We start from the raw sequence: 19,991 nt of genomic DNA, 5'->3' as shown, positions 1-19,991 counted from the left end.
AATGCTTGTAGATTCTCACTGTCATCTGGACAGACTTAAACTCGATAAATTTGATGGCGATTTGGATGCCGTGCTGGAGCTTGCTCGCAGTCGCGGTGTAGGCAAATTTCTTTGTGTCGGTATCAGCCTGGAAAATGCAAATGCGGTAGTGGATATTGCAGCTCGTTACCAGGATGTGGTTTGTTCGGTTGGCGTACACCCGTTAGATGTTGACTCTGGTATGGCGGGTGTTGACCAGTTGATAGAAATGGCGAGCCGGCCTGGTGTCGTGGCACTGGGGGAGACCGGCTTGGACTATTACTACAGTACTGAAACCCGGGAGGTTCAGCAGCAGAGTTTTATCGCTCACTTGCAAGCAGCAGGGCGTACTGAGCTTCCAGTAATAGTCCATACGCGAGATGCGCGGGAAGATACTATTGCGTTGATTAAAGAGCACGGTGATACAAGAACCGCCGGTGTTCTTCATTGCTTTACAGAAAATTGGGAAATGGCTAAGGCGGCTCTGGATCTCAATTACTATATTTCCCTTTCTGGCATCGTCACGTTTAAAAATGCCGAAGAATTAAGGGATGTTGCGCGCAAGTTACCTTTGGATCGCTTGTTGGTTGAGACTGACTCCCCTTATTTGGCCCCTGTGCCTTACCGAGGCAAGCCCAATATCCCGGCCTACGTACGCGAAGTGGCAGAGTATGTCGCTGAGCTTCGAGGTATTCCTTACGAGCAGTTGGCTGAAATTACTTCAGAGAACTTTTTCAGATTATTCCCCCGGGCGGTTTGATCCGGGCCTTTTGGATGTACCCTATGATTAAGCAGCAGCTGCAGGTCATGCTGACTCTGCAAGATGACATTAACACCGTCGTTAATGAAAATTGGCGCGCGCAAAACTTTGCTTGGTATCGAGCAATTTGGGTTGAGAGTGCAGAGCTTTTAGACCACTACGGATGGAAGTGGTGGAAAAAGCAGCAGCCTGAAATGGATCAAGTTAAACTTGAACTAGTGGATATTTGGCACTTTGGGTTAAGCCTGGAGTTGCAGCAGGGGTCGCCACAGCAAGTATCGGAAACCATGCTTTTGGAATTGGAAAGCGCCCGACGGGCTCCAGGTGATTTTCGTGAGAATCTCGAATCTTTCACCCTGAATACATTGGCCGGCAAGCAATTTGATCTTATTGGTTTTGCTCAATTATTGGCCGATGTCGAAATGACTTTCGCTGAGTTGTACCAACGTTATGTTGGTAAAAACGTACTCAATCGATTCCGTCAGGATAACGGCTATAAAGATGGCAGTTATATAAAAAACTGGGCAGGGCGCGAAGATAATGAGCACTTGGCTGAAATTACCAGCCTGCTGGACTCGGCTGCTACCGATTATAGTGATCAGGTCTACGCAGCCCTACAGGAGCGCTACCGTGATTTAGCACTGGCATAACCACTCGCTGTGAGTGTCTATTACAGTCTGAAAGATTTTGTTCTACAAATTGAGCCGGTATTTTGCCTGTGTAAGGTGAAATTTGCTCGTTAGGCCCTATAATGCGGCCGCTTACAAACGAGGGAGAACTATCGTGAAAGCACCTGTTCGTGTTGCTGTTACCGGCGCTGCCGGTCAGATTAGCTATTCGCTGCTGTTCCGCATTGCTTCTGGCGAAATGCTGGGTAAAGATCAACCGGTTATTCTGCAATTGCTGGAAATTACACCGGCACTGGAAGCGCTGAAAGGCGTTTCTATGGAGCTAGAAGATTGCGCTTTCCCGCTGCTCGCGGGTATTGTTCAGTCCGATGATGCTACCGTTGCATTCAAAGATGCTGACTACGCTCTGCTCGTAGGTGCTCGTCCTCGTGGACCGGGTATGGAACGCAAGGATCTGTTGGAAGCCAACGCTGCAATCTTCTCTGCACAGGGCAAAGCCCTGAACGACGTTGCTTCTCGTGACGTGAAAGTATTGGTCGTTGGCAACCCAGCTAACACCAATGCCCTGATTGCTCAGCGTAATGCTCCAGATCTGGACCCGCGTAACTTTACCGCGATGACTCGCCTGGATCACAACCGCGCCCTGTCCCAGCTGGCTAACAAAACTGATTCCAGCGTCAATGACATCACTCATATGACGATTTGGGGCAACCACTCTTCCACCCAGTACCCGGATCTTCACCAAGTGAAAGTTGCTGGTACCGCAGCGATGGACAAAGTGGAGCAGGATTGGTACGCAAATGATTTCATACCGACTGTGCAACAGCGCGGAGCAGCGATCATTAAGGCGCGTGGCGCTTCCTCTGCAGCTTCCGCTGCAAACGCGGCCATCGACCATATGCGTGATTGGGCGCTGGGTACTGCGGAAGGCGATTGGACTAGCATGGCTATCTTTAGCGATGGTTCCTACGGCATTCAAGAAGGTTTGATTTATTCCTTCCCATGCACCTGCAAAGGTGGCGACTGGGAAATTGTACAAGGCGTTGAAATCAACGACTTCTCCCGTGAAAAAATGATTGCTACCGAGCAGGAATTGGCGGCAGAGCGTGATGCTGTAGCTCATCTACTGCCGTAACATGAGTTGAGATGCTGGCAGTTTTGCCCAACATCCTGAAAAACCCGCACTTTGTGCGGGTTTTTTTCTTGGCTGTCGTGTGATTTCGGTAGGTGTAGCTTTCCGATTGGCATCTCAGTGTGAGTTCCCGCCATCGGCGCTACACTGAAGTTATATGTCTGTCGGAACTCTTCTGCTATGGTCACAGAAGTTGGCCGCAACACCGCCCGTTGCGCCTGTATCCTGTTGCAGCCCAATCAATCCCTGTCCCTCTCCGGTAACCTATGGGTGTTTTTCTCACTGGTTGGTGTGTCGCTTGGAATCAGTCTGGCCTTTGCGTTTGCTGGGGCCTGGATGATCCTGCCTTTTGCCGGACTTGAGATTATTCTGCTGGCGGTTTTGTTCACCTATGTGTATCTCGATGGGACACGCAGGGAGGTAATTCGTATCAGTGAAAGTCAGGTAATACTGGATTGCTGCAAAGGGATGAGACAGAAAACGGTGTATCACCGGGAGTTTGACCGAGACAAGCTATCAGTGCTTGTCCGCATGGGCGCTAGCTCCACCGAGCCGGCTATAGTCAACTTCAGTGGGCCAGAGGGTTGCCTTGAGGTGGGAGAGTTTCTTACCGAGGCTGAGAAGGCAGAACTGGTACAAAAGTTGGATCGCTTTGGTATTTGTGCACGCAAAGAGAAAGTGTTTCGCTTGCATCAGTTCTGATTTCTACGTAGAACTGGCGTCTCGTTTGTTACTTTTCGATATAATCCCCGCTTCATTTCAATAGTTCCACAGGGGATATCAGATGACTTTTCCGAAGATCGGTAATTTGGCTCCGGCTTTCTCGCTGACCAATCAATGTGGTGAAAAGGTGTCACTTAAGGATTTTCGCGACAAAAGTAATGTCGTCCTCTATTTTTACCCGAAAGCACTAACCCCCGGTTGTACGACCCAAGCATGTGGGATTCGCGATAGCGCGGCAGATTTCGCAAAAACAAGTACGATTGTACTTGGTGTGAGCCCTGATCCTGAAGCCAAGTTGCAGCGCTTTATTGATAAGTACGAACTTAATTTTGATTTGTTGTCGGATGAGGATCACAAGATTGCAGACAAATATGGCTGTTGGGGGCTGAAGAAATTTATGGGTCGTGAATACATGGGCCTTTTGCGAACGACCTTTATCATCGATAAGAGCGGACGTCTTCGCCATATTGTGGACAAGGTGAAAACCAAAACCCATGACGTTGATGTGTTGAATTGGATTGGCGAGAATCTGGATTAATTGCCAGACTCAGTGGGGGCAGGGTGGTGGTCGATAGTTGGCCGACTGCAGCCCCCGGATTTCCGGACTTGAGGCCGACAAGCGAGTACGGGAAGCAAGGATTTTTGTCCCTTGAGCCACTATAAGATGAAAAAAAGCACTGTCGTCCCTTGCTTTCTTAATTCTTGGTCTATACTGGCAGTTGTAAAGGAAAGGTGCGCCGGCTAGAGAGAATCTCTCTGCGGGAATTGCCGGGGCGGTAAGTTTAAAAATTGTATATCTCTGTGAAGGATTCGATGTTTGTTTTTGGTGCATCCCGCATCACGCAGTCGTCCGCCGAAGTTGATGATGTATTGGTGTGGGCAGGGGAAAACGGGATTCGCTGGATGCGGACATAGAAAAATAACTGCGGCTCACGGAACTCAAAAGGAGCAGCTCGATGAACCATACTCAGCCCGACCAGACTTCGCTCTCTGAAGATAAATCACTTCAGCAGGCCAGAATATCCGGAGACCCGAATATTCTCGACCAGCTGCTGGCCCCACCGGAGGCGACTAGCTTTGGCATTGCCGCCCGGGTAATTGATGTGCTGGAGCAGCGTATCGGTAAGGCCTCTCTCGCTATTCGCCCGGTAGCGTCCGACTTAAGTATGTCCACCCGGACTCTGCAACGTCGTCTGCAGGAGCATAACCTCAGTTTTGCATCCCTGCGTGACCACGTGCGCTTCCGCCATGCAGTGCACTTCCTCAAAGACACTGCGTTGAGTGTCGATGGGATCTCCAGAATTTTAGATTTCTCTGATCGAACCAGCTTTACCAGCGCTTTTAAACGCTGGACAGGAATGTCTCCTACTGGCTATCGCCGGCAGGTCCGCCAACGGTTCTGAGTATGGATTGGGTTGGTCGGTTCTTGCGGGATCGGCCCGATCCGTTGCCTCAGCGGAATAAACCCGTTAGAGTTGGCGGCAATTTTATAGGCTGACTCTTTGAGGTTTTGCATGAGCTTTTTTATTCCCTCTGCGATGGCACAGCAAGCAGCGCCCGCTTCGCAGGGTAACCCGATGATAACCCTGCTGATGTTCGCAGGACTTTTTGCGTTTATGTGGTTTTTCATTATTCGCCCTCAACGCAAGCGTCAGAAAGAGCACCAGGAGCTGGTTGGCGGACTGAAAAAGGGTGATGAAGTTGTGATGACTAGTGGAATGCTGGGCCGCGTAGACAAAGTGGACGAAGACTACATCGTGCTGGAAGTGGCGGACAATATGTCCCTCAAATTTCAGAAGGTATCTGTACACGCAGTATTACCGAAGGGCACGATCAAAAAGATCTAGCCGCTCGCAGGATATGACCTTGTAGTTATCCGACCCAAAAGCCTGGCAACTGCCGGGCTTTTTTATTGCTGTAATTTTTATGTAATGAGGTGGGCTAATCCTTGTCAGTTGATAAATAGTCTCAGGTAGGCAGCTATGTCGGATACTGGTAAAAAAGCAGAAGATGTCACTATTGTCAGAAAGGTCAGTGCCCTTCCAGCACTGTCAAAAATTAAGGTGGAGGAGCCGTGGAGGGATGAGGGGAGCTTTCACTTTCAGGTAAACCTTTCAGCTGAAAACTCCCCGAACGGCGGATTTCTGAAAATAGGCACTGTGCAGGCCAATGTGCCGGGCTGCGGGGCATTTGAACTGCGATGTGACGAGGGTAGTGTTATTGGTGGTACGGACAACGCACCAGCGCCACTGGATTATCTCTCAGCAGGAATTGCGTTCTGCTTTCTCAGTCATATCTCTTTTTATATTAATACGGCTAAGCTAAAAGTTAAGAATGTGCGCCTGGAGCAGCAGGTACGCTTTAAGGCTGAAATTGACAACATGCAGAGTCCAGAGGATCAAGAGCCCCGCAAAGGGGTTTGTGAGGGTATTGACACGTTTGTGTATGTGCAGTCAGAAGAGCCGAGGGATATCATTGAGCAAATGGTGACCGCCTGTCGGGCCGCTTGTATGGGGTTTCAACTTGCAATAAATGCAGTGCCCACTGAAATGACCCTGATATATAACGAACCTTGAAGCCCAGCGGTGCTCACAGGTGAAGAGGAAGTAGTTCTCGATCTCTTGCGTTGTTGACGAATTCACAAAAATGGAGCTCGCTATGCCCAAGAGATTACCGATAGAGCTGCCCGATCACCTAAGTCTGGCAAACCTGCCTACGCCCCTCCAGCCACTCGATCGTATCAGTGAGCGCTATTCACTTCCTTCTCGTGGACCTAGGATCTGGGTAAAAAGAGATGACCTCACAGAGTCCGGGATGTCAGGTAATAAGTTACGCAAGCTTGAGTTTGTCATGGCTAAGGCTCAAGGAAGCGGGGCGAATGTATTAATTACCTGTGGTGGTATTCAGTCCAATCATTGCCGAGCAACTGCGCTGGTGGGCGCGCGTCTGGGAATGAAGGTTCAGCTGATTCTCAGAGGCAAAGACCCTGGCGAGCTGGATGGAAACCTTTTACTGGATAAACTGGCTGGAGCTGAGGTGGCCGTATACCCAGATGAAGAGTACTCCCGTGATCTGGAGCAATTGTTCGAAAAATGGAGTGAGGTCTATCAATCTCATGGGGATAAACCATTTTGTATTCCCACCGGCGCAAGTGATGGTCATGGTATCTGGGGTTATATATCGGCTTCTGAGGAATTGATTAACGATTGCGCTGAACAGAGGTTTGAGCCAAGCCATATTGTGTGCGCCACAGGTAGTGGTGGTACTCAAGCAGGCTTAACCCTAGGCTGCCATTTACTGGGGCTGCAAACGAGAGTGACAGGTTATGCAGTTTGTCAAAATTCCGCTTACCTCCAAAAAAAAATCCGTGAGGATATAGCACACTGGATGGAGTTGACTGGTAACCCGTTGGACCTGAATTTCCTTAGTGTGTTGATCAATGATGATTATAGGGGCCCCGGTTACGGACTTGCGGGAGTGGAGGTGTATCAGACTATTGAGGAGCTGGCGCGTTTGGAAGGAATCCTTCTTGATCCAGTGTATACAGGCAAGGCATTTCACGGCCTGTTGCAAGAACTGCAACAGGGAAATTACCAAGGGGTGGATAATCTGGTCTTTATACATACTGGAGGGCAATTTGCTCTCTTTCCACACCGAAATCACTTCTTCCTGACAGTCGAATAATACGACATTACTGTTCTAGTGCCTCGTAAGCTGCTAACCTGCGCAACAAATTACAGTTACATCTGTATATAAAACAAACAGAAATTAGTCAGAGTAGTGGGGGGGTAGTTTGGATTCCTTTAACGGACTGTTGTTGTTCCTAGACGGCATGCTTGGCTCGGCACCTTGGTTTCCCTGGGTGTTACTTGGAGTCGGTTTCTTTTTCACCATTTATCTTGGGTTTCCTCAGTTTCGTTATTTTGGTCATGCAATCAAAATTGTACGGGGTAAGTATGATAAGCCCGGTGATCCCGGCGATACTTCCCATTTCCAGGCATTGGCAACAGCACTTTCAGGTACCGTTGGTACCGGGAATATTGGCGGTGTCGGTCTCGCTATTTTCCTGGGTGGTCCCGCTGCATTATTTTGGATGTGGATGACAGCCTTCTTGGGTATGACCACCAAGTTTGTTGAAGTAACCCTTTCTCATAAATATCGCATCAAGGCTGCAGACGGTTATTACGCTGGTGGCCCCATGTTTTACATGGAGCGCCGCTTGAATATGAAGTGGCTGGCAGTGTTGTTTGCCGTAGCGACCGTAATCTGCTCGTTTGGTACCGGCAGTCTGCCTCAGGTCAATAATATTGCCCAAGCAATGCACGATTCTTTCGGTATTGAAAAGGCTTTGACCGGTGGTGTGCTGGCAATTTTGCTGGGTATGGTGATCATTGGCGGAATCACTCGAATTGCTAAGGTGACTTCCACTATTGTTCCAACAATGGCGGTTATTTACGTTATCGGTGCGCTCGGCGTTATCCTCTATAACTACGAAAATATTCTTCCCTCATTTGGTGCGGTTTTTAGCGATGCCTTTAGCGGTAGTGCAGCTGCCGGTGGATTCCTGGGGGCGAGTTTCGCTTATGCCTTTAATCGCGGTGTGAACCGTGGTCTTTTTTCCAACGAAGCTGGCCAGGGCTCTGCGCCTATTGCTCACGCCGCTGCGCGTGCGGACGAGCCGGTCTCTGAGGGTATGGTTTCTTTGCTGGAACCTTTTATCGATACCATCATCATTTGTACCCTGACGGGTTTGGTAATCCTCTCTTCTGGTGTCTGGACCGAAAAGCATGAGAACCTGTTCGAGGGGGCGGATACTTATGTGGTTACCGGCAGCTACAGCGAGGAAAATACTCAGGATGTTGAGCAACTGTTCAACTACTTGAGCGGCAAGACCAGTGACGTAAAAGCCTATACGGGTTCGGTTGTCGTGACCGATGGCCACCCCCTGAATAGCCAGGACTTTACTCTGATTCACGCTCGTTCTATTGCTGAAAACCTGGATTTTCGTGTGGGTGAAAACAGCTTTAGTGGTGTTCTGGATGTGAAGGATGGCAAGTTCGCCAATGAAGAGGTCGATATTTGGGGTAAATCCCTGGTGCACTCAGTGGCATTGACCAATCTGGCTTTCCAGCGCGGTTTCTTTGGCAAGTATGGCGGCCTTATTGTTACCCTGGGGATTTTGCTCTTTGCTTTCTCTACGGCGATTGCCTGGTCCTACTATGGCGATCGCTCAATGATTTACCTGTTTGGTCCCAAGGCGGTAATGCCGTACCGAATTGTGTATGTGATTGCCTTCTTCTGGGCCGCTATTGAAGATACGACGGTCATTTGGAACCTCTCTGCAGTAGCCATTATCATTATGACCTTGCCCAACCTGTTTGGCATTACAGTGTTGGCTAAGGAAATGAAAGATTCGGTCAAGGATTACTGGAAAGACCCGAGTCATAAGTAATCCGTTGGATGCTAATAACAAAGGGCGGCCATAAGGCCGCCCTTTGTGTTTCCGGTCAATGCAATGTGAAGCCTGGATTTCACCCCATTAGCGTTTAGGCAATGGGGTGAATTACAGTCTTAAAAGCGGTTGCCTTACTCGGCCTGTGCACTCAATGAAATACCGGAGTAGGCAGAGTAACCACGGATACTGACATACCAGGTTCCTGCTTGCGGGCTACTGATACTGCAGCTTTCGTCATTACCCCACTCGTAAGGGCGGCAGTCGTAGGTAGTGCGCGTGGGTTCCTGGCCGAATCGTACGTAGAGGTCGGCATCACCCGTTCCGCCTGCCATGACGGCATCCAGTGTTGAAATACCGCTTGCAACATCAATAGTGAAGTGCTGCCAGCTATTCCGTGAACCGGAAAGATCGGTTTCTTCCCAGCCATCGGGGTTGCCGCCACCACCATCGCCTTCGGTGTAGCTACCGACAAGGCTCACGCCGGAGAAGGAAGAGTAGCCTCTTACCATGACGTGATAAGTACCACCCTGCACGTTATCGATAGTACAGGTTTCGTTGTTCCCCGAAGTGTAGGGACGGCAGTCATAGGTACTGGTAGTCGGCTCATTATCAAAACGAACGTAGAGGTCGGCGTCACCACTTCCTCCAGACATTTCGAAGACGAGATCAGTGGCATCAGCGGGTACATCCAGGGTGAAGCGGATTTCGTCACTGCTGCTGCCGTCAATGTCAGTTTCTACGACACCATTCTCAAGTTCGCCGCCTTCGTTGCCACCGCCGCCACCGCCACCACCGCAGTTGCTGGTGGAAACACCGACTGTGGAAAAGGCTGAGACGACATCAGAAGTGTTGTAGCCCAGATCCGTTGCTGCGGAGAGTACGCCACAGGCGCCATCTACGTAGTCTGAGTCGGCACTCCAATAGGTCTGATTGGCCAGAACAAAAGGATCAAATGCAGTGCGGGTATCCCAGCCGTTGGTATTGGCAAGGAGGTAGAAGGCTCGGTTGAAAACACCGGAGCTATAGTGCACATCCATGCCGTTGTAGTAGTCATCGGCATGTCCGATCGAGCTTCCGTCATCGGTCGGGTCTTCAAAGTAGCGAAGGGCACCGTTGGACTTAAAGATCTCAGCGCCAACCAGCCAGTCGTTACTACCGCGCATATAGTACTCGGCGACCTCACCGGCAATATCCGAGAAAGATTCGTTAATACCGCCAGATTGGTTGGCATAAATCAGATCGGAGTTTTGCTCTGTAAAGCCGTGGCTGACTTCATGAGCAGAGACATCGAGGCTCACCAATGGGTAGAAATAGCTCTGACCGTCGCCAAAAGTCATCTGGGAGCCGTCCCAGAAGGCATTTTCGTAGTTGCTGCTGTAGTGTACCCGCATTCTCAGTTTTTGCGTGAGAGGGGAGGTTCCATACCAGTCGCTATAAAGGTCAAAGACGACACCACCAAAGTAGTGGGCATCATTGAGCGGTGAATAGGCGCCATTGATTTCTTTGTAGTCATTGTAGGGGCAGGTAAACGAATGAATACTGCCGCCTGAGGTGCCGTGATTCAAGTCAACGGTTTCAACATTATCCGTGTCCATGGCGCAGCTGTTATCAACTGTCATGTGAGGATAATCGGTGCCGTATTCATAGCGTCCAGTTTTTTGGTTTCCGCCGGGGCCAGTGGCATTTTGCTGGAAGTTCAAGCCGTCCCAATGCTTAATGACTTCGCCTGTCATCGCATCAATAAAATAGAAGGGCCGAGTGGGTTCCTGCCCGTACTCCACCCAGTTGACCAGGTAGGCCAGTCGAGCTTCGTCTTGCTCATTAATGTAGACGTAGAGCTTTTTCTTGGCATTGTGGGCTTCCAGCTTAAGTGCCGGTAGCGATAGAGCGCCCTGAATATTTCCCTGTTGTGCGCGCCAGCTGAGCTGATGATTCATAGCTCGATCAATGGCATTCTCTTCATTGATAAATGCTTTGATACTGGGAACTTCCAGCTCCAGTCCGGTAATCACATTACCGCGAACTTCAGTGATTAGTCCCTGCCCGGAGCTGGTCACTGTTTGGCCGTAGACAGGAATGCCTCGGTGAGTTTGTTGGTAGCGGGTTACGGTTCTGCCGTTGTTCAGTGTGCGCTCACGAACTTTTTCCAGCGCCATATCTGATCCGGTAGTGGCAGCTAAAGTTTGTGGTGAGAGCATATCCGAGGTGGCGGGGACACGTTCAACCGCCTGAGCACTAATTGCCATAGCTAAAGTGCAGGTTAGTCCTACTAGATGCTTCATTACTAGCTTTCCCTTTTATAGCTTTTTTATATATGAATCCGCCTGCATACAGCTGGAATTTCCCCAGGGAGTGCCTTGTTTAATGGCAAACCGATACAGGCTGGATTTTATGTGTGGTAAGACAGCAGAAGATGTCCGTCGCCAGAGGAGGGCTGTAAATATACTGTTGGCGTTCGCTTTCTCAAACCGGGCGCCCTAATTTTTTGGGCAACCTGAGATTACCCTGCATACGCATACAGGCAACAAAAAGGTGATGGCAAACTAATATATTTGAATTGTTTTCGATATTTTTGCTTGGATGGTCACAAATTAGGAATTAATGTTCTGCCGGTATTGAGGGGATACTGTTCGGGTCGTTGTTAAAAATAAATAATAACGGTAATGGTTTATTATTTCTGTTAGTTTTTAGTGGAAGGGATAATTATACATTTAATAATAGAAATTCCCGTTCCCAGGAGCTGATAACCCGATTGAATTCTTCATATTCATTTCTTTTGATTGCACTCCATGCTTTTACAAATTTCCTGCCAAACATCTCAGCAGCTGCTTCACAGTCGGCTAAAAGCGTCAGAGCATGCTCCTGTGTACGGGGGAGTGTAATGGACTCTGTGGAGCAGTCGCCCTGATAGGGTGTGCTTGGTGCTACTTTATGGGTCATTCCTAGATAGCCACAAGCTAATGACGCGGCTATAGCTAGATAGGGGTTGCAATCTGCCCCGGGAAACCGATTTTCCAGTCGTTTATTTTGCGGTGAACTATCGGGAACCCGCAACCCTGTGGTGCGGTTGTCATAGCCCCAGTGGAGACTTGTGGGCGCAGCCATTTCGGGGGTAAATCGGCGATAGGAATTTACATTGGGGGCAAAAAAGCTGATAAATCCCGGAGTGTACTTTTGCATGCCACCGATAAAATTTAAAAAGCTATTATTTTCTGTCCCTTTACTGTCTATAAAAATATTTTGTCCTGTTTCTCGACTAATGATGCTTTGATGCAGGTGTAGAGCGCTACCCGGTTCATCCTCCATGGGTTTTGCCATAAAGGTCGCGTAGATACCGTGTCGCAGTGCTGTTTCACGTACCGTACGTTTGAAGGTAAAAACTTGATCGGCAAGTTGGAGTGGGTTGCCGTGCTGAAAATTAATTTCCATCTGCGCCGTGCCGGATTCATGGATTAGGGTGTCGACGCCGAGTCCCTGTGCCTCGCAAAAATCATACATGTCTTCAATAATGGGTTCGTATTCGTTGGCGGCATCAATACTATAAGATTGGCGGGTTTTTTCTGTGCGGCCAGATCTGCCTACTGGTGCAGACAGTTTTTCATCTGGGTCAAGGTTTCGTTTTACTAGATAGAATTCCACCTCTGGTGCAACCACCGGCTCCCAGCCTTTTTTTGCGTATTTTTCAAGGACAAACTTGAGAATGTTACGTGTGCTTATAGGGTGGGGGGCACCATCACGCGAATAGCAGTCATGGATTATTTGGGCGGTCGGATCATTGGCCCAGGGGTTTAGGCGCACCGAGTTGGGGTCCGGAATTAGTATCATGTCAGTGTCTGCGGGATCGACTAGTTCGTTGTGTTCGTCGACATAGTCTCCGGTAACCGTTTGGACGAGTATGCTTTCCGGAAGGCGGCTATCCTGAGTTAGGAATTTATCGGTGGGAGTAAATTTACCTCTGGCGTTACCAGACATGTCGGGGACAAGGCACTCCACTTCCGTAATTTCATGCTCAGCCAGCCAGGCGGTAATTTTATCCATTGGTTCACCGTAGAGTGATTGTCTTGGTTAAGAAGGGTTTCTTAGGTTGTGACTCCTGGCCACTCTGCTGTCGCAGGGCGCTTAAGAAACTATATACCGGGTGCTATGACTGGGTTGTGTATTTAAACGGCATTAATGCATTAGTGGAGAGAAATCAGAGTGTGGGGCTTGGAAGCTGATGAGAAATAGGGGGGCTTGTTATTTAAGTTATATTGTGTGGATTGCTCCAATTGCATTGGGAGTGTTGACGAAATAAAAACGCTAATTGGGCATGCAGAATCTTACTACGCTGCAAGCGCCATCGCGGCAGTGGAATATCCGTATTTAGATGGTGACATTGATGCGGATGTCTGCATCATTGGGGGTGGTTATACCGGACTTTCCAGTGCGCTGCATTTGGCAGAGCAAGGATATAAAGTTGTGCTCCTTGAGGCGGTGCGGCTGGCATGGGGGGCATCCGGTCGTAACGGAGGGCATGTGGGGGTGGGGCAAAGGCGCAGCCAGACTGATTTGGAAGAGGCGCTTGGAATAAATATGGCCCAGCAACTTTGGTGTTTCAGTCTTGAGGCGGTTCAGCTGGTTGAGAATCTAATTTCGAGATTCCAGATTCAGTGTGACTTGAAGCGGGGCATCATGCATCTTGCGTCGAAACTGAGCCACGCTGAATACCTAAAAAAAGAGGCTGAGAGACTCTTCAATATATATGGCTACGATAAAATACGATACGTTGAAAAAGAAGAGGTTCGAACGCTGGTTGGCACCGATCGATATATTGGGGCCCAGGTGGATATGGGTTCTCTACATATCCACCCTCTAAATTTTGCCCTGGGAGTTGCGGCCGCTGGAGCGTCTGCGGGGGTCCGGTTTTTTGAGTACAGCCGCGTTGAGGAATACACAGATGAAGCCCCATTTTTCATAAAGACTGCTCGGGGGCGAGTGAGGGCAGATAAAATTATTCTAGCTTGTAACGGTTATTTGGGTAGTCTGGAGCCTCGATTGGCAGGACGGATTATGCCTATCAATAATTTTGTTTTGGCAACAGAGCCATTAGGCCCCTCCCTGGCCAGGGAGTTGATTTCGAATGATTACGCAGTTCAAGATACATTATTTGTTATTAATTATTGGAAGTTGTCAGGGGATAATCGTTTGATATTTGGTGGGGGTGAAAACTATACCAAACATTTTCCGCGAGATATCCGCGCTTTTGTGCGAAGATATATGCTTAGAGTTTATCCACAATTGGCGCACACGAAGGTGGAGTTTGGTTGGGGCGGGACCCTGGCGATCACTGTGAATCGTATGCCTGGGGTGGGCCAGTTAAGGCCGGGTATCTTTTATAGCCAAGGGTACTCTGGTCATGGTGTGCCCACGGCGATTTTTGCAGGAAAACTACTGGCTGAAGCGATTTCCGGGGATGGTGGCCGATTCCATACATTTTCTGCTATACCCCAAAAGCAATTTCCCGGTGGGGTATTGTTGAGGTGGCCCGGCTTGGTTGCCGCAATGCTGTACCACAGTTTGATGGATAAGATCGGGCGCTGATACACAGTAGCTGTTGACATATTTTTGATGACAACCGTTTATTCAAGCTTTAGCTGTCGTTGCCAGGCGTAGCGGCTTCCAAGCCGGTCGATTTCTTCCCAGCCCTCTGAATTCGATCCGCCATCTTCACTTCGGCTGTTGGTAGAAACGTCCACTGTATCAAAAGCAGGGAGACGATTTCGGGAGTCTGTCAGTTTTGTTTGGAGATAAAAGATCTGTATTCATCCTGCATTTTGAACTGATATTTTTTAGTGATTCGTATCTTATTTTTCTTTGGAGGGTATTAGTTTTGTGCGTAATTGGTCGAGCCTATTCTATTGCGCAATATGGGGCTCTAATGATTTTAATTTTGATTTGTGTGTATATTTCCAGGTTTTGATTTTATCGGGGGTCTATCAGGTTGTTTGTTGACGGTAGGTTTGTGGTGTACCGTAAGCGGGGTAGATGGACTCATTGTTGTGGAGGCACCTTGATGGTTGCACGCCCAGATAAGTTGGTTATTGCTATATCCTCTCGTGCTCTTTTTAATCTGAGTGACAGCCATAAGGTGTTTGAGGAGCAAGGTCTGCAGGCTTTTTCTCACTATCAGGTTGAACGTGAGAATGATGCCCTTGAAAAGGGGGATGCTTTCCCCTTGGTGGAAAAATTCCTGAAGATTAACCAAATGCTGGCCGGAGAGCCGCGTGTTGAGGTGATCCTGTTGTCGAGAAACAGCGCGGACACGGGGTTGCGGGTCTTTAACTCTATTGAGCACTACGGTCTGGATATAACTCGTGCGGCTTTCTGCAACGGTGAAAGCCCTTACCGTTATATAGGCCCCTTCGGATGTAACTTGTTTCTATCAGCAGATGGTGTTGATGTGCGCCAGGCGCTGGAGCAGGGTGTAGCTGCAGCAACTCTGGTTGCTGGGGGAAGCCGTGAGCATCGGGATGACGTGCTGAGGTTCGCTTTTGATGGTGACGCTGTACTTTTTTCCGATGAGGCTGAGCAGGTCTACAAGAGGGAGGGGCTGGCCGCTTTCACTAAAGCTGAGCGTGCCTCGGCGCAATCCCCGTTGGGAGGTGGGCCTTTCAAGGGGTTCCTGGAAGCCCTGCAGAGATTGCAGGCGGAGTTTGGCCTGGACGCTTGCCCCATTCGTACGGCTTTGGTAACCGCGAGATCTGCCCCCGCCCATGAACGGGTTATCAGAACTTTACGCGCCTGGGACATTCGTGTAGATGAGTCGGTATTTTTGGGGGGGTTACCAAAGGGTGAGTTCTTAAGGGCATTTGGCGCAGATGTTTTCTTCGATGATCAGCCTAGTCATTGTGCCTCAGCGGCAGAGCATGTGGCTACCGGCCATGTTCCCCACGGGATTGTTAATATCGAAGCATAGGCTTGTTGTGCTGTCGAGATGCATTAGAGGAGATCGCTGTACTTGTCCCAGTTCCTGCGGTTCTCAGGCTTGTGTTGGATGACTGAAAAAACCTTACATGGTCTTTTCAGTCAGAGATTGCATCGCATCTATGCAAACCCAGGTGATAAATCAAGCGGTTACACGCTTAATTCGCGTGCCAAGCTCTCCCGTTGAAGCTGAATTGCCGCTGAAAAACTCCTTGGTTTCCTGCTGAGGCTGGCTGGTAAAGAGAGCCGACAGAAAAGGTAAGATCGCCCAAAGTTGATTGACACTTTCGTTTCTACCACGGATATTCAACCGGCCATTGGCCATTGGCCCTGGCTTTGATTCACTGCTATTCTTTTCTCGCATAACTTAAGATGGTTTTTATAACCATCAATCAAAAAAATGAAGGTGCTCGCTTGTGGCGAGGATGCACTTAACGAAAGGGAGGATCTATGAAGCTGCAGCAGTTGCGATATATCTGGGAAGTGGCGCATCACGACCTCAATGTTTCTGCTACAGCGCAGAGTCTCTACACCTCGCAACCGGGAATTAGCAAGCAAATTCGGTTGTTAGAAGATGAACTTGGCGTAGAAATCTTTGCTAGAAGCGGCAAACATTTAACCAGAGTGACACCAGCAGGGGAGGCGATCCTTAAGACTGCTGGTGAAATTATGCGCAAAGTGGAGAATATTAAGCAGGTTGCACAAGAATTCAGCAATGACAAAAAAGGTAGCCTCGCAGTTGCCACTACACACACTCAGGCGCGTTATGCACTGCCACCGGTCATCAAACTATTTATTGCCCGCTACCCGGAAGTTTCCTTGCATATGCACCAGGGAACTCCGATGCAAATTTCAGAAATGGCCGCCGATGGTACCGCTGATTTTGCGATCGCCACTGAAGCTCTGGAGCTTTTCAGTGATTTGGTCATGATGCCAGTCTACCGCTGGAATCGTTGTATCCTGGTGCCGAAAGATCACCCGCTGTGTCAGGTTAGTGAGCTTTCATTGGAGGATGTGGCCAAGTACCCAATCGTTACGTATGTATTTGGCTTCACCGGCCGCTCTAAACTGGATGAGGCCTTTCTGGAGAAAGGCCTATCCCCCAAAGTCGTATTTACCGCTGCTGATGCTGACGTGATTAAAACGTACGTGCGTTTGGGGCTTGGTATTGGCATTGTGGCTGATATGGCGGTGGACGGTGAGGACGAAGATCTTGTGGCGCTCGATGCCAGCGACTTGTTTGAGTCGAGTGTGACAAAAGTGGGTTTCCGTAAGGGCATCTTCCTGCGGGGTTTTATGTACGAATTCATCCAGCAGTTTGCACCCCATCTGACACGGGAGTTAGTGGATCAGGCAGCACAAGCTACATCCCGCTCGGAGGTGGATGCGTTGTTTGCTGATATAGAGCTGCCCGTTTACTGAGAAGTTGTAATGCAAGCTTTGTATATGAGCCGACAGTAGAGGCTAAGGAGCCTCTACCTCGATCAACGGCCGTAAAACCTCTTTGGCAAACTTGAAGTAAACCGTATAGATTTCTGCTTCCTGGCCTTCCTGCTCGACTATAAAGAACGGCGCTCGCTCAACTTGATACTTTTGCGCAACTTGAAGCCCAAGGCTTTGCGGGTCGCGCATGTCTGCGATAAGTGTCTGGTCAATAAACTGCAATTGGCTATTTTCTTCCAGTTTTTGCTCAACGTCGCGGCACTTGGCGCAGGGGGAGCCGTCTGGGAGAATCTTTTTGACCAGTGTGATCTTCACGATAATTTCCTTGATCCAGTGCAGTGCTATTGAAGGCACGATTCTCAGAATCTAGCAGAACGCCTAATAACTTTGAAATATCAATCGCCGATACTCTTATAACCAAAATTTGTAGTCACGCTACAAAACCCGCCGAAAATGCTTATTTCTTGCTCATCCTATGCCTGATCTACTGCTTATGCGAGAAATTGTTCTGTAGTCTCTAGTAGTAGGCGTACTTTGGTCAGGCACTCTCGGTACTCGGCGGCTGGATCGGAATCGGCAACGATTCCACCCCCTGCCGCGCAGGTCAGCAGCCCATTGTTGGCGCTGAAAGTTCGGATCGCAATATTGGTGTCGGCACGGCCACAACTGCTGATGTAGCCAATGCTGCCGCAGTAAATACCGCGGGGGCTGGATTCAAGCTCCCGAATGACTTCCATCGAGCGGCGTTTTGGTGCACCTGTAATTGAGCCACCTGGAAAGCAGGCTTCAAGCAGCTCACTATAAACTGAATCCTCCGGCAGCTCGCCGGTGATCACACTGACTAAATGGTGAACATTAGCAAAGCTGGCCAATTGAAACAGTTCGGGTACCCGTACGGTGCCGTTTCGGCACAGTTTACTGAAGTCGTTGCGAAGAAGGTCCACAATCATCAGGTTCTCCGCCCGATCCTTGGGGCTTCTCTGCAGGGTAAAGGCGGCACGTTGGTCGGCCAGGCGGTCAGCTTGCCGTGCGGCTGTGCCCTTAATGGGCTCAGTGCGAAGACTTGCACCATCCGCGCGAATAAATCTCTCCGGCGACATGCTGAGCAAGCTACCTTGAGGCAGGGCCATGTAAGCAGAAAAAGGACCCGCTGCTTGAGAGCGTAGCGCTAGGTAGGCTTCGAACAGGTCCCCTTGGTAGGGGGCGCTAAAGCGCTGGGTGAAGTTTGCCTGATAGATATCGCCTGCAGCGATGTAATCCAATATTTGCGCGATTCGGGCCTGGTAATCTTCAGCGCTCAGTTCATGTTCGAAAGGCGTAAGTAGTTGGAAATTACCAGTCGCGGGGGGCTGTTGCCAGTTAATCGATTCAAACCGCTGAACCAGTTCGTGAATCTGTCGCTGCGGGCAAGCGGGGTGGAACACCAGATGACTACTGCCCAGTTGATGATCTGCAATAAAAGCCCAGCCATAGAGACCAAAGAAACCTGCGGGCAAATCGGTAGGGCGAACATCAGCCGGTAGGAAATTGCCCTCTAACCCGAGTTCGTATCCTGCATAACCGATCACTCCGCCGCAAAAAGGCAGTTGAGAGTCCCTGTTCTGGGGGCAGAGCTCACATATCAGATCATCTAATCGGGAAAAGGGCTCCGGGCTGTCGGCGTTCAACTCGAGAGTGTTGAGCGGGTCGGCACTAATAATGTCATAACGCCCCCCCTCTGCCAGGGGACGACCACTGTCGAGCCACACCGGTGAGGGTAGGTCCGCAATAGCCGCAAAGGCTGCGGGTGTGTTTAGTGAGTAAGGCTGGGAGACAATTTGCATATCAAACTACAGCAGTCTGGAAGACGGCGCACACTACACATTTTGCGGCGGCAATTAAAGGGTGTGTGGCTCTTTAGTCAATCCTGCGCTCAATACCGGCCTGGGACATCAGGCGGGTAGCGAGCTCCTCGACCGAAAGCTGCGTGGCATTGAGGAAAGGCACCTGTGCCCGCCTCAGCATTTGTTCAACCTGGCGCACCTCAAACTCACACTGTTCTTTAGAAGCGTAGCGGCTATTGGCGCGTCTTTCCTGTCTTATCTGCATCAGGCGGGCGGGGTCGATGGTCAGACCAAACAGCTTGTGGCGAAACGGGCGGAGGATCTTGGGCAGGGTAGTGGAGTCCATGTCTTCTTCGGTAATGGGATAGTTGGCCGCGCGCAAGCCAAACTGCAGTGCCAAGTAGAGGCAGGTGGGGGTTTTGCCTGAACGCGAAACCCCTAGGAGTATGACATCCGCTTGCTCAAACTCACTGACCTTGCGGCCATCGTCGTTATCCATGGCAAAGTGCACTGCATCGATCCGATCAGTGTAGCGGCGGGCATCGGCTATTCCGTGGGAGACATTCACCATCTGTGCGGGATCGCGGTTAAATAGGTTGGCCAGCGGGGCGAGGTAATTCTCAAAAATATCGAGCATTAGCGCCGAACTTTGGTGTAATTGTTCTCTTATCTGATCGGAGACGATGCTAGTGATAATGATAGGTTGCAGGCCGGACTCATCGGCAGCTTTCTCGATTCGCTGTAGGGCCTGTTTTACCTTCTCAGAGGAGTCGATATAGGGAAGGGTGACCTGCTCTACCTGCTGATCGCGGAATTGTGCGAGTAAACTGTGGCCAATGGCTTCAGCAGTCAAGCCTGTGCCATCGGAAATAAAAAAAGCTGTGCGCTTGTCTTTTGCCATGCTGGTTCTCGGTCTGTAGGCGGGGTAGGGCTATTGTAAGAGAGGATGGACCCAAAGGTCTTTTATTCCGTTGTTTTGCGAATTCTGTAGAAAATTTACAACATTTTTGATGTTTTTTACGGGCTATTTTTTACAAAACTCATC

18 protein-coding genes are annotated in these 19,991 nt (G+C 49.6%); 13 read left to right on the top strand and 5 right to left on the bottom strand.

Annotated features, from left to right (window positions below; genetic code table 11):
* The first annotated feature begins 1 nt into the window (after nt 1).
* The 10 genes from MO867_RS06475 (at nt 2) to MO867_RS06430 (ending at nt 8,714) form a co-directional block, all read left to right on the top strand.
* A complete protein-coding gene (locus tag MO867_RS06475; protein WP_252465445.1) occupies nt 2-778 on the top strand; it encodes a TatD family hydrolase in 777 nt (258 codons plus the stop codon).
* 23 nt (nt 779-801) lie between these two features.
* A complete protein-coding gene (locus tag MO867_RS06470) occupies nt 802-1,428 on the top strand; it encodes a dUTP diphosphatase (protein WP_252465444.1) in 627 nt (208 codons plus the stop codon).
* Nucleotides 1,429-1,561: 133 nt separating this feature from the next.
* Nucleotides 1,562-2,542: a malate dehydrogenase gene (locus MO867_RS06465; RefSeq protein WP_252465443.1), complete on the top strand. Its 981-nt coding sequence runs from the start codon at nt 1,562-1,564 to the stop codon at nt 2,540-2,542.
* 177 nt (nt 2,543-2,719) lie between these two features.
* Complete coding sequence (locus MO867_RS06460) at nt 2,720-3,241, top strand: DUF2244 domain-containing protein (protein WP_252465442.1); 522 nt, start codon at nt 2,720-2,722, stop codon at nt 3,239-3,241.
* Nucleotides 3,242-3,323: 82 nt separating this feature from the next.
* Nucleotides 3,324-3,800, top strand: a complete 477-nt coding sequence (bcp, locus tag MO867_RS06455; RefSeq protein WP_252465441.1) for a thioredoxin-dependent thiol peroxidase — start codon at nt 3,324-3,326, stop codon at nt 3,798-3,800.
* Nucleotides 3,801-4,218: 418 nt separating this feature from the next.
* Nucleotides 4,219-4,665, top strand: a complete 447-nt coding sequence (locus MO867_RS06450) for a helix-turn-helix domain-containing protein (RefSeq protein WP_020415217.1) — start codon at nt 4,219-4,221, stop codon at nt 4,663-4,665.
* 111 nt (nt 4,666-4,776) lie between these two features.
* Entirely contained in the window at nt 4,777-5,109 is a 333-nt protein-coding gene (yajC, locus tag MO867_RS06445; RefSeq protein WP_252465440.1) for a preprotein translocase subunit YajC, read from the top strand.
* Between the two features lie 135 nt (nt 5,110-5,244).
* On the top strand, nt 5,245-5,838 hold the full coding sequence (locus MO867_RS06440) for an OsmC-related (seleno)protein (RefSeq protein WP_252465439.1): 594 nt from the start codon (nt 5,245-5,247) through the stop codon (nt 5,836-5,838).
* Between the two features lie 82 nt (nt 5,839-5,920).
* Complete coding sequence (locus tag MO867_RS06435) at nt 5,921-6,946, top strand: D-cysteine desulfhydrase family protein (protein WP_252465438.1); 1,026 nt, start codon at nt 5,921-5,923, stop codon at nt 6,944-6,946.
* A gap of 109 nt (nt 6,947-7,055) precedes the next feature.
* Nucleotides 7,056-8,714, top strand: coding sequence for an alanine/glycine:cation symporter family protein (locus MO867_RS06430; RefSeq protein ID WP_252465436.1), 1,659 nt, complete (start codon nt 7,056-7,058; stop codon nt 8,712-8,714).
* 134 nt (nt 8,715-8,848) lie between these two features.
* Here MO867_RS06430 and MO867_RS06425 read toward each other — a convergent pair whose 3' ends face one another.
* Together MO867_RS06425 and MO867_RS06420 are read right to left on the bottom strand one after the other, a co-directional pair.
* Nucleotides 8,849-10,999 (bottom strand): M4 family metallopeptidase, encoded by a 2,151-nt coding sequence (locus MO867_RS06425; RefSeq protein WP_252465435.1) that lies wholly within the window; start codon nt 10,997-10,999, stop codon nt 8,849-8,851.
* Between the two features lie 421 nt (nt 11,000-11,420).
* Nucleotides 11,421-12,755 carry a glutamine synthetase family protein gene (locus tag MO867_RS06420; RefSeq protein WP_252465434.1) on the bottom strand — a complete coding sequence of 445 codons (1,335 nt, stop codon included), beginning with the start codon at nt 12,753-12,755 and terminating at the stop codon, nt 11,421-11,423.
* Nucleotides 12,756-13,007: 252 nt separating this feature from the next.
* On the opposite strand from MO867_RS06420, the gene MO867_RS06415 reads away from it, so the two are divergent.
* From MO867_RS06415 to cysB, 3 genes are all read left to right on the top strand, one after another.
* Nucleotides 13,008-14,297, top strand: coding sequence for an NAD(P)/FAD-dependent oxidoreductase (locus tag MO867_RS06415; protein WP_444875279.1), 1,290 nt, complete (start codon nt 13,008-13,010; stop codon nt 14,295-14,297).
* A 472-nt stretch (nt 14,298-14,769) separates the two neighbouring features.
* Entirely contained in the window at nt 14,770-15,672 is a 903-nt protein-coding gene (locus MO867_RS06410) for a 5'-nucleotidase (RefSeq protein WP_252465432.1), read from the top strand.
* A gap of 458 nt (nt 15,673-16,130) precedes the next feature.
* On the top strand, nt 16,131-17,102 hold the full coding sequence (gene cysB, locus MO867_RS06405; RefSeq protein WP_252465431.1) for an HTH-type transcriptional regulator CysB: 972 nt from the start codon (nt 16,131-16,133) through the stop codon (nt 17,100-17,102).
* A gap of 42 nt (nt 17,103-17,144) precedes the next feature.
* Here the strand turns inward: cysB and MO867_RS06400 are convergent, their stop codons facing one another.
* The 3 genes from MO867_RS06400 to ppsR all read right to left on the bottom strand — a co-directional run bounded on the left by MO867_RS06400 (nt 17,145) and on the right by ppsR (nt 19,847).
* Nucleotides 17,145-17,438 (bottom strand): hypothetical protein, encoded by a 294-nt coding sequence (locus MO867_RS06400; protein ID WP_252465429.1) that lies wholly within the window; start codon nt 17,436-17,438, stop codon nt 17,145-17,147.
* Between the two features lie 176 nt (nt 17,439-17,614).
* A complete protein-coding gene (gene pabB, locus MO867_RS06395; RefSeq protein WP_252465428.1) occupies nt 17,615-18,946 on the bottom strand; it encodes an aminodeoxychorismate synthase component I in 1,332 nt (443 codons plus the stop codon).
* A 73-nt stretch (nt 18,947-19,019) separates the two neighbouring features.
* Nucleotides 19,020-19,847 (bottom strand): posphoenolpyruvate synthetase regulatory kinase/phosphorylase PpsR, encoded by an 828-nt coding sequence (gene ppsR, locus MO867_RS06390; RefSeq protein WP_252465427.1) that lies wholly within the window; start codon nt 19,845-19,847, stop codon nt 19,020-19,022.
* Nucleotides 19,848-19,991: the final 144 nt, after the last annotated feature.

Origin of the sequence: Microbulbifer okhotskensis, assembly GCF_023895975.1 — a bacterium.
Lineage (GTDB): Bacteria > Pseudomonadota > Gammaproteobacteria > Pseudomonadales > Cellvibrionaceae > Microbulbifer > Microbulbifer okhotskensis.
This window is presented reverse-complemented; position numbering and strand designations above follow the sequence as displayed.